At 38.8% G+C, this 10,214-nt stretch carries 6 protein-coding genes and 8 tRNA genes; 1 reads left to right on the forward strand and 13 read right to left on the reverse strand.

Annotated elements, in window-relative coordinates:
- Positions 1–6: 6 nt before the first annotated feature.
- From HNQ82_RS12640 to glgB, 5 genes are read right to left on the reverse strand one after another with little or no spacing between them, the layout of a single operon-like run.
- A complete protein-coding gene (locus HNQ82_RS12640; protein ID WP_183250096.1) occupies positions 7–2,394 on the reverse strand; it encodes a glycogen/starch/alpha-glucan phosphorylase in 2,388 nt (795 codons plus the stop codon).
- Positions 2,381–3,835 (reverse strand): glycogen synthase GlgA, encoded by a 1,455-nt coding sequence (gene glgA, locus HNQ82_RS12645; RefSeq protein ID WP_032100477.1) that lies wholly within the window; start codon positions 3,833–3,835, stop codon positions 2,381–2,383. The genes HNQ82_RS12640 and glgA overlap by 14 nt, the downstream gene beginning before the upstream one ends.
- Complete coding sequence (locus HNQ82_RS12650) at positions 3,832–4,854, reverse strand: GlgC family sugar phosphate nucleotidyltransferase (protein WP_055442073.1); 1,023 nt, start codon at positions 4,852–4,854, stop codon at positions 3,832–3,834. Before HNQ82_RS12650 ends, glgA begins: the two co-directional genes overlap by 4 nt.
- On the reverse strand, positions 4,842–6,014 hold the full coding sequence (locus tag HNQ82_RS12655) for a glucose-1-phosphate adenylyltransferase (protein ID WP_183250099.1): 1,173 nt from the start codon (positions 6,012–6,014) through the stop codon (positions 4,842–4,844). Before HNQ82_RS12655 ends, HNQ82_RS12650 begins: the two co-directional genes overlap by 13 nt.
- Positions 5,962–7,887 carry a 1,4-alpha-glucan branching enzyme gene (gene glgB / locus HNQ82_RS12660; protein WP_183250109.1) on the reverse strand — a complete coding sequence of 642 codons (1,926 nt, stop codon included), beginning with the start codon at positions 7,885–7,887 and terminating at the stop codon, positions 5,962–5,964. The genes HNQ82_RS12655 and glgB overlap by 53 nt, the downstream gene beginning before the upstream one ends.
- 274 nt (positions 7,888–8,161) lie before the next feature.
- Here glgB and HNQ82_RS12665 point away from each other — a divergent pair, with 274 nt between their 5' ends.
- Entirely contained in the window at positions 8,162–9,142 is a 981-nt protein-coding gene (locus tag HNQ82_RS12665; protein ID WP_183250101.1) for a cation diffusion facilitator family transporter, read from the forward strand.
- A gap of 191 nt (positions 9,143–9,333) precedes the next feature.
- On the opposite strand, the gene HNQ82_RS12670 is transcribed toward HNQ82_RS12665, so the two are convergent.
- From HNQ82_RS12670 to HNQ82_RS12705, 8 genes are all read right to left on the reverse strand, one after another.
- Positions 9,334–9,405: transfer RNA gene (locus HNQ82_RS12670), tRNA-Glu, on the reverse strand.
- A gap of 11 nt (positions 9,406–9,416) precedes the next feature.
- A tRNA-Ser gene (locus tag HNQ82_RS12675) sits at positions 9,417–9,508 on the reverse strand.
- Between the two features lie 3 nt (positions 9,509–9,511).
- Positions 9,512–9,586: transfer RNA gene (locus HNQ82_RS12680), tRNA-Asn, on the reverse strand.
- Positions 9,587–9,605: 19 nt separating this feature from the next.
- Positions 9,606–9,679 (reverse strand) — tRNA-Ile (locus tag HNQ82_RS12685).
- 5 nt (positions 9,680–9,684) lie between these two features.
- A tRNA-Gly gene (locus HNQ82_RS12690) sits at positions 9,685–9,755 on the reverse strand.
- Positions 9,756–9,936: 181 nt separating this feature from the next.
- Positions 9,937–10,012: transfer RNA gene (locus tag HNQ82_RS12695), tRNA-His, on the reverse strand.
- Between the two features lie 8 nt (positions 10,013–10,020).
- Positions 10,021–10,093, reverse strand: a tRNA-Thr gene (locus HNQ82_RS12700).
- 27 nt (positions 10,094–10,120) lie between these two features.
- A tRNA-Ser gene (locus HNQ82_RS12705) sits at positions 10,121–10,213 on the reverse strand.
- Position 10,214: the final 1 nt, after the last annotated feature.

Below are 10,214 nucleotides of genomic sequence, written 5' to 3' on the forward strand. Positions count from 1 at the left end.
TTTTTATTAGCGAATATGCCAAATGTCGTGAGCGTATTCTTCAATCGTTCGATCGCTTGAGAAATATCCAGAACAAGCGATATTCGTCACGCTCATTTCTAACCATTTTCTCTCATTTTCATACGCTGCTCCCAACCGTTGTTGAGCATCGGCATACGATGCAAAATCGCGTAAAACAAAATATTGATCGTTGTGGGCAAGCAACGAATCGTAAATCGGTTCAAAATGATCGTACGCATCTGGAAAAAAGCCATTCACAAGTTGATTTACGACTTGATGAATCCGTTGATCATGATGATAATATTCATACGAATGATATCCACCGTTTGCATAATAGTGCAACACTTCTTCTGCCGTCAACCCAAAAATAAACATATTGTCATGACCGACACGTTCTAAAATTTCAATATTTGCTCCATCTAGTGTCCCAATTGTCACGGCTCCATTCATCATAAATTTCATGTTTCCTGTTCCCGATGCTTCTTTACTAGCTGTTGAAATTTGCTCACTTACATCCGCAGCAGGGAAAATTTTTTCTGCCAACGAGACACGGTAATTTTCTAAGAAAATAACTTTTAACCGTCCGTTAATTTGCTCATCGCTATTCACTTTTTGTGCAACGGAATTAATTAACTTAATGATCCGTTTCGCATAATGATATCCTGGCGATGCTTTAGCGCCAAAAATAAACGTTCGTGGATGCATATCGAAATGCTCATCTTCTTTTAATCGGTTATATAAATGCATAATATGGAGTACATTTAATAGCTGTCTTTTATAGGCGTGTAATCGTTTCACTTGCACATCAAAAATCGATGAGTCGTCTACAGTCACCCCTGTTTTTTCGTAAATATATTTGGCCAACTTCTGTTTATGGTCATGTTTCACTTTTGCTAATTGTTCTTGGAATGCATGATCGGTTGCATATTTTTTTAGTTGAATCAGCTGCTCTGGTTGCTTGATCCATTCTGTCCCAATGGCCTCATTAATAAGGGAAGTGAGCCCTTTGTTTGCTTTTAACAACCAACGGCGATGTGTAATACCGTTCGTTTTATTGTTAAACTTTTCTGGAAAGTATTCGTAAAATAATTTCATTTCCCGATGCTTTAAAATTTCAGAATGTATTTTCGCGACACCATTCACACTATAGCTTCCTACAATCGCTAAATGAGCCATTTTCACAAGCCCATGAGCAATAATGGCCATCTCCTCGATTCTTTTCCAATCACCAGGATATCGATTCCATAAATCGCGACAAAACCGTTCATTAATTTCTTGCACAATCATATAAATTCGCGGCAATAACGGTTGGAAAATGTAAATAGGCCATTTTTCCAACGCTTCAGACAATGTTGTATGATTTGTATAAGAGATCGTGTTTGTCGTAATGTGCCACGCTTCGTCCCATCCCATTCCTTCCTCATCTAACAAAATGCGCATCAGCTCGGGAATAGCCAACACAGGATGTGTGTCATTCACATGAATAGCTACGTGCCGATGGAAATGTTGTAAATGACCGTAGCGTTGTCTATAATCACGTACAATACTTCCGAGGCTGGCTGCAACGAGAAAATATTGCTGTTTTAACCTTAAAATTTTTCCTTCATCGTTCGTATCGTCCGGATATAAAAATTCAGAAATAGCTTCCGTTTCTCGCTTATACTGCATGACGTGTTTATGAAGCGGAAATTTTGCGGGTTCAGCACTCCATAATCGTAGCGTGTTGACAGTTGTCGTATCGTACCCGATGACAGGCATATCATAAGGAACTGCCATCACTTTTTCTGTATCATAATGTCGAAACGTTAAACGCCCATCTTGTTCGTAACATTCTACTTTCCCCCAAAAATTGACCTCTACCGCTAAATCTTCTTTTTTTACTTCCCAAACGTTTCCATGACGCAACCATTGTTCTGGGAGCTCGACTTGATAACCATTCACTATTTTTTGATCAAATAAACCATGCTTATATCGAATGCCTTGCCCATGTCCGGGTAAGTCGAGAGAAGCAAGGGAATCTAAAAAACAAGCAGCCAATCGACCGAGTCCCCCGTTTCCGAGACCTGCATCCATTTCTACTTCTTCAATATGAGCTAACTCAATGCCTAGCTCTTTTAGTCCTTCTTCCACAACCTCTCGTATACCGAGATTCATTAAATTACTACCTAGCAAGCGACCTAACAAAAATTCAATTGACAAATAATATACTTGCTTTTTATGTTCGGCACGGTATCGTTCGTTCGTTTGAATCCAATGCTTACTAATATACTCGCGAATCATATTCCCTAGCGTATTGTATTGATCAAGGACAGTCGATTCCCAAAACCGCTTCCCATACATCATTTCTAACCGTTTCAAAAACGTTTGCTTAAACTCTTCCTTATTCGTGAACATAGATGCCACTCCCAGCCATTAGTTCGTCGTATAGTTGATTGTATTTAAACGCTGATTTTGCCCAACTGTAATCCCGACTCATTGCCTGTTTCATAATTCCTTCCCATATTTCTTTTTGTTCATAAAATGAACGGGCACGCTGGATGGTATATAACATATCATGCGCATTAAAGTTTTTAAACGTGAACCCTGTCCCTTCTTTCGTAAATTCGTTAAATGACTGCACTGTATCGTTTAATCCGCCCGTTTCTCGAACGATTGGCACAGCCCCATAACGCATGGCAATCATTTGCCCGAGACCACACGGTTCAAATTTAGATGGCATTAAAAACATGTCCGCCCCCGCATAAATTTGATGTGCAAGCTGCTCCGAAAAGCCAATATATACACGCACACGATCCGGATATGTTATCGCCATTTCATGAAAGAAATGTTCAAACTCCCATTCCCCTGTTCCAAGGATAATCATTTGCACGTTTTCCGCTATCATTTCATGGAATACACATTTCACTAAATCTAATCCTTTTTGTTTTGTTAACCGCGACACAATAGCAATAACAGGAACATCTTCTTCTGATGGCAATGAAAAATGTTGTTGAAGAGCTCGTTTGTTAATACTTTTGCGCGCAATTGTCGTTACATCGTACGGCACTGCAATATGTGGATCTTTTTTCGGATTGTATATTTCATCGTCAATTCCGTTTAAAATTCCAACTAAATGTGAACTTCTTGCCCGCAATAACCCGTCAAGCCGCTCTCCATAATATGGCGTTTGAATTTCCTCTTTATATGTTGGGCTGACCGTTGTAATCATATGCGCTGATACAAGCGCTCCTTTCATAAAGCTGACATTTCCATAAAACTCTAAATGTTCGATAGAAAAATAGCGGTCGCTTAAATTTAGTAAGTCTCCTAAAATTTCGCGTGGGAAAATGCCTTGAAATTGTAAATTATGAATCGTAAATACGGTTTTCATTCGTGCGTAAAATGAATTGTTCATATATTCTTCACGCAGCAAAAATGGAATCATACCTGTATGCCAGTCATGGCAGTGAATCACACTCGGTTGAAAATCAATGACCGGGAGGGAATCGAGCACAGCGCGACAAAAATATGAAAAACGCTCGCCGTCATCGTAATGACCATATAACGAATCTCGCTTAAAGTAATACTCATTGTCGACAAAATAATATGTAATTCCTTCATATTCCAATTGTTCAATTCCACAATATTGTCTTCTCCAACCAACGCGAACAACAAGCTCAGCAATTTTATTCATTTTTTGGCGCATATGTTGTGGGATCAAGCCATACTTCGGTAACATAACACGCACATCTGTCCCAAGCTTTTTCAACTCTTTTGGCAATGCACCAGCCACATCAGCTAAACCGCCTGTTTTTACGAATGGTACACATTCTGATACAACAAATAATACTTTCACGATTTCATCAGCGCTCCTTGTATTGTTCCTTTTCGAATGACGATTGGTTTTTTTGGTGTTCCCATTAACTTTACCCCGTCACCAATCCGCGCATCTTTATCAACGATTACATACGAAAGATGACAATTTTCCCCAATTTGACTTTTTTGCATAATGACACTGTTTTGAACGACAGTCCCTTTTCCGATTTTCACAGCCCTTGAAATGATGCTATTTTCAATTTCCCCTTCGATGACGCATCCGTTCGCAATCATTGCATTCCGAACGGATGCATGCGATGTATATTTGGTCGGCGGTTCATCTTTTACTTTTGTATAAATCGGTCTCCCTTTTAAAAACAATTGTTTCCACACATCTGGTTGGAGAAGTTCTAAACTATGATGAAAATAACGTTCGATACTATCAATGACCGCAACATATCCATCATATTCATAATCACATACTGTTAATCCGTTCGTTTGATCATTAACAACATCAACAATACTTTGATAATGATTTCTTTGTTGGTTAGCGATCAAATCGAGCAACAACGATGTTTCTAAAATAAACATGTCGAGCGATTGACCACGATGACATATACGAGTAATATCACACTCGTTCGTAATATGGCGGCGCAACACTTCCTCATAGTCAATATTGCACACAGTATAACTGTTACAAATAAGAGCGTACTTTTGTGTACTCCGCAAAAAATAGTCAATATGTTGTTGAAAATGTTGAAACGATCCAATATGAGAAATCGGGAGATCAGGCGAAGGGAAAAAAAACAATCCATCACGTTTTCGGTTTAAATCCCAATTTTTACCCGAACCAAGATGGTCCATTAATGAGCGATATTGATATTTCGGGAAAATAGCAACACTTTCAATACTTGAATTAACCATATTAGATAAAACAAAATCAATTAATCGATAACGTCCAGCAAACGGAACAGCGGCGATGGAACGTTGAATCGTCAAATCACTCATTTCTGGCTTATATGTTGTTGCATCAATGACCCCAAGCATTAATTTTCCCACGTTTTTTCATCCTCTCTCTCAGAAAAATGTCCCAAAAGCTCTTCTGTCACAAGAATGACTTCCCCATCATATGAATCGGCACAAATGAACGTTCCATCGGGAATTTCTATGTTCGGTGGGACAATCGCTTTTTCAATGTATACATTTTTCCCAATCACTGCATTAGGCATAACAACGCAATCTTTTACTGTCGTACCTTGTGAAATGTACACCCCTTGGAACAATACAGAATGTTCTACATTTCCTTCAACGATGCATCCTTCATTTACTAAAGACTCTTTTACTTGCGCATATGGGGCAATATATTGCGGCGGCTCATTTGGATTTACAGAATAAATGCGCCACGTATGATCGAATAAATTTAATGCCGGGGTATCTGCGAGTAAATCCATATTTGCTTCCCATAAACTTTTTACTGTTCCAACGTCTTTCCAATACCCTTTAAATGGATAAGCAATCAGTCGTTTTTTTTCATCAATAAGCAGAGGAATAATATCTTTGCCGAAATCATGGCTCGAGCGATCATTTCGATTATCCATTTCCAAATATTCTTTCAAAATAGACCATTTAAAAATGTAAATGCCCATAGACGCTAAATTGTTTTTCGGATGCGCCGGTTTTTCTTCAAACTCTATAATTTCCATATCTTCATTTGTATTCATAATTCCAAAACGGCTCGCTTCTTCCCATGGTACTTCAATAACGGAAATCGTCACATCCGCCTTTTTCTCAATATGATATTGCAACATATCTGCATAGTTCATTTTGTAAATATGATCGCCAGAAAGAATGAGTACATACTCTGGATCATACTGCTTTAAATAGTTTAAATTTTGATAAATTGCATTTGCGGTTCCTTTATACCATCGCATTTCTGACGACTCGGCATATGGAGGGAGAACAGTTACCCCGCCATTTTTCCGATCTAAGTCCCATGCGCTTCCAATTCCAATATACGTATTTAACTCTAGCGGCTGATATTGCGTGAGCACCCCAACAGTATCAATGCCGGAATTAGCGCAATTGCTTAGTGTAAAATCAATAATGCGATACTTTCCTCCGAACGGAACGGCCGGTTTAGCTAAATTTTTTGTTAATGAACTTAATCTACTCCCTTGCCCCCCTGCGAGTAGCATAGCGACGCACTTTTTTCGTACCATGGCTTTCCTTCCCTTCTCTTCTTCTTGTTGGTCGTAAAATCGTTATAGCATACGGCGGAATCGTCATGCGAATATGATATGGTTTTCCGTGATATGGTTCTTCATATGCGACAAGCAATTTTTTGTTTATATGACCTGCACCACCGTACATCACATCATCACTATTGAATACTTCTCGATACGACGTAAGAAGTGGCACACCAATTTTGTAATCATCGTACACGACATTTGTAAAATTACAAACAACAATCAACATATCTTCTTCTTTTTTACCTCGCCGAATAAAAGAAAAAATACTTTGTTCAGCGTTGTTCACATCAATCCACTCAAAGCCACTTGGATCATGATCACATTCATACAATGCTTTTTGTTTTTTATAAAAATGCGTGAGAGATTTCACGTAATCGTCCATTTTGCGATGCATGTCAAAATCAAACAACACCCAATCGAGCTGTTCTAAATCTTTCCATTCATCAAATTGCCCAAACTCTCCCCCCATAAACAATAGTTTTTTTCCTGGATGTGTCATGAAATATCCATAAAGTAGACGAAGTTGAGCAAATTTATCCCAATAATCGCCCGGCATTTTATTTAGTAATGATTTTTTTCCATGCACTACTTCATCATGGGATAAAGGCAAAATAAAATTTTCCGTATAAGCATATAACAATGAAAACGTCATTTTATGATGCATATGTTTTCGTTCATTGACGCTCGTTTCCATATAACTTAATACATCGTTCATCCAGCCCATATTCCATTTGTAGTTAAATCCTAAACCTCCATCGTACGTCGGTGCAGTCACTTTTGGCCAATCCGTTGAGTCTTCAGCGATCATTAATACGTTTGGATCAAAAGCAAACACAACTTCGTTTAATTTTTTTAAAAATGAAATCGCATATGGGTTCGGATGTAGCACATCGCTATTTGGCCAATAAAGCATATTTGCAACCGCATCAACACGAAAACCGTCAATATGGTAATACTCTAACCAAAATAAAGCGTTTGAAATTAAAAAGCTATGCACTTCCGGTTTTCCTAAATCAAAGTTGGCTGTTCCCCACACAATATTTTCACGATCTTGCATATTCATATATTCATATGTCGGTTGACCATCAAACATATATAATCCATGTGCATCTTTACAAAAATGCCCAGGTACCCAATCTAAAATAACACCAATTCCTTCTTGGTGACAGCGATCAATGAAATACATCAGATCACGGGGCGTTCCGTAACGGCTCGTCGCAGCATAATAGCCTGTTCCTTGATATCCCCATGAGCGATCGAGCGGATGCTCAATAAGCGGTAATAGTTCAATATGAGTAAATCCGTGCTCAACAACATAAGGAATTAACTCATCTGCCATCTCCGCATATGTATAAAATTGCCCGTTTTCTTTCTTTTTCCATGTACCAAGATGAACTTCATAAATAAACACTGGTTGTTCATAAATCGTTTTTCGCTTCTTTTTTCTTTGCCACGTTTGATCATTCCATTTATATCCATCTAACTGATATACAATAGAGGCTGTGTGGGGGCGTTCTTCAGCATAAAAAGCATATGGATCTGCTTTAAGAAGAGTGCGTCCATCTTTTGTTGTCATTTCGTATTTATATAAATGCCCTTCTAAATTTTTTGGGACAACAATCATCCATACTCCTTGGTCGTTTATTTTTGTTAATTCATGCTTCTCTCCGTTCCAGTCGTTAAACGTCCCAACAAGTCGAACTTTTTCGGCATGTGGAGCCCATACACAAAAACGTGTTTCTACTCCCCCATCTTGTTTCACAAGATGGGCCCCGAATAAATGGTAGCTTTTATAAAACGTTCCTTCGTGAAATAAATGCAACTGCAAATCGGTTGGACTCATCGTTAGCAAATGTTCATCCTTCCTTTCTTTAAAGGGTACAGAAATAATTCCGTACTGAATATATTACACTAGGTCATATAAAATTCCTGTAAGAAAATTAAGATATTTTTCGACAATGTTCAACAAATCACATGCTAAATATGACGAAATGAAAATCAATACGAACATCCATAAAATTGTCGATTGATTATCAAATGATAATTATATAGAATATTTTATAGTAATTATTATATATACTTTTTTATATTTATTTTAAATAATGAGGAGAGTTTATATGTACGATTTTCATCATTTACCGCATATGAAAGTACAGACGACGTCAAAGAAAGCACTTTGGACGACATTGTTGTTAACAACTTTTTTTACGATTGTAGAGATAGTAGGAGGCATTTTATCTAACTCTCTTGCTTTATTATCAGACTCAGCGCATATGGCTTCCGATGTGATCGCATTAGGACTAAGCATGATTGCTATTTATTTAGCTTCTCGTCCACCAAATAAAAAATTCACATTCGGTTATTTACGATTTGAAATTATCGCCTCATTTTTAAATGGGCTTGCGCTTATCATTATTGCTATTTGGATTTTCATCGAAGGAATTCGTCGTTTCATTCATCCTGAAGCTATTCAATTTTCCTTCATGCTAACCATCGCAACGATTGGATTTGTTGTCAATCTCGTATTAACCATCGTTTTAAGCAAAAGTATGAAAGAAGAAGAAAATTTAAATGTAAAAAGCGCGTTATGGCACTTTATTGGTGACCTACTCAGCTCTATCGGTGTTATTATTTCAGCTATTTTAATTTACTTTACAGGAATATATATATTTGATCCGCTTATTAGTATGGTTATTGGCAGCATTATCTTTATAGGTGGAGCAAAAATTGTTCGAGAATCGTATTTTATTTTAATGGACGCAGTTCCGCACGAATTTGATATCGAACGCATTCGAACCGATATTCTATCTATTGAAGGCGTTGAGGATGTACACGAATTGCATATATGGTCCATTTCAACAGATCATTATTCTTTAACTGCACATGTTCTCATTCATGAGCACATTCAACCATTTTGTGTCATTTTAGCAATTAATGAAATGTTAAAAGAAAAATACAATCTCTCCCATGTCACCGTTCAAGTTGAACATCCATCTATTCATCAACACGGAGAGTATGGAAAAAAATTTTTAGAACGGAAAAGTAAAATGCATACAGGTGAAGAAGAAGTATATAAAAACGTTACTCACATTGAGTAGCGTTTCTTCTTTTTTATGCTCTATAGATGAAAACAATGTATCAATGTGTTAAAGTGAAGCATTGGGGTCAATATGATGTGGGGATGGTAATACTTTTTTACAATTTGTTCTTAAAGCAAAACAGAACAAATTCCTGGTTTTGTACAAATAAAAAAAGGACATCTCATGATAGGAGATGTCCTTTTTATTAGTGACCCGTACGGGATTCGAACCCGTGTTACCGCCGTGAAAGGGCGGTGTCTTAACCACTTGACCAACGGGCCATATGTGGCAATGGCGGAGAAGGCGGGATTTGAACCCGCGCGCCGCAAAACGCGACCTAACGGTTTAGCAAACCGTCCCCTTCAGCCACTTGGGTACTTCTCCAAATGGCTCCGCAGGTAGGATTCGAACCTACGACCGCTCGGTTAACAGCCGAGTGCTCTACCACTGAGCTACTGCGGAATAAAAGTACAAAAACAAATGGGCCTAAGTGGACTTGAACCACCGACCTCACGCTTATCAGGCGTGCGCTCTAACCAGCTGAGCTATAGGCCCATGTAAGCGGGTGATGGGAATCGAACCCACGACATCAGCTTGGAAGGCTGAGGTTTTACCACTAAACTACACCCGCATGATCGACTAAACTCTCCATAAACAATACTACTCGCTACACCTAATCATGCCTCTTCCTCTACTCGCAAACTCAATGATGATTGATGCGTCGAGGCAACTCGTAGCTTATTCAACAGATGCGTTGCTCGTGGCTGAGGTTTTACCACTAAACTACACCCGCACAGTTAAAACGAATGTTATGGGGCGACTAGTGGGAATCGAACCCACGAATGCCAGAGCCACAATCTGGTGCGTTAACCACTTCGCCATAGCCGCCACAATGATGCCGGCTGCAGGACTTGAACCCGCAACCTACTGATTACAAGTCAGTTGCTCTACCAATTGAGCTAAGCCGGCATGACAAACAACAACTGAGACTATATATGGCGGAGGAGGAGGGATTCGAACCCCCGCGCGCCTTTCGACGCCTCTCGGTTTTCAAGACCGACCCCTTCAGCCAGACTTGGGTACTCCTCCG

Origin of the sequence: Anoxybacillus tengchongensis, from assembly GCF_014201585.1 — a bacterium.
In the GTDB taxonomy this organism is placed as follows: domain Bacteria; phylum Bacillota; class Bacilli; order Bacillales; family Anoxybacillaceae; genus Anoxybacillus; species Anoxybacillus tengchongensis.

Excerpts from the sequence above, each read along its gene's own strand:
- HNQ82_RS12640 (WP_183250096.1), bottom strand. The coding sequence starts at position 2,394 with ATGTTCACGAATAAGGAAGAGTTTAAGCAAACGTTTTTGAAACGGTTA.
- HNQ82_RS12655 (WP_183250099.1), bottom strand. The coding sequence starts at position 6,014 with ATGGTACGAAAAAAGTGCGTCGCTATGCTACTCGCAGGGGGGCAAGGG.
- glgB (WP_183250109.1), bottom strand. The coding sequence starts at position 7,887 with ATGAGTCCAACCGATTTGCAGTTGCATTTATTTCACGAAGGAACGTTT.
- HNQ82_RS12665 (WP_183250101.1), top strand. The coding sequence starts at position 8,162 with ATGTACGATTTTCATCATTTACCGCATATGAAAGTACAGACGACGTCA.